1 pseudogene is annotated in these 278 nt (G+C 53.6%); it reads right to left on the bottom strand.

Annotation, left to right across the window (positions count from 1 at the left end):
• A pseudogene (locus tag SB717_RS35350) lies at positions 1-243 on the bottom strand (hypothetical protein); the annotation flags it as partial.
• Between the last annotated feature and the right edge of the window lie 35 nt (positions 244-278).

Raw genomic sequence — 278 nt, 5'->3', positions numbered from 1 at the left:
CAATGCGTCCTCCGTTCCACCGTCAGCAACGGAAGCAATCACCTTTTCAGTGGCGGGGTTGATCACGTCGAAGCGATCTCCTGTGGAGGCGCTGCACCAAGCACCGTCAATATAGAGTTCCGTTCTGACTCTGGAGACGTCGTTTAGGGAGAGGTGCGGCGCATCGTCGCCTGCCTTCGAGTTCTCGCAGTCATATCCTGAACCAATTGGCGAGACGGCAGAACCGGCTAAATCATTCTTCATAGCGTTCCTCATCAGTATCAACTCGAAATCTGAAC

Source organism: Priestia sp. SIMBA_032, from assembly GCF_046535215.1.
Lineage (GTDB): Bacteria > Bacillota > Bacilli > Bacillales > Bacillaceae_H > Priestia > Priestia aryabhattai.
Note: the sequence above shows the minus strand (reverse complement) of the source record. Positions and strands in the feature narration are given on the sequence as shown.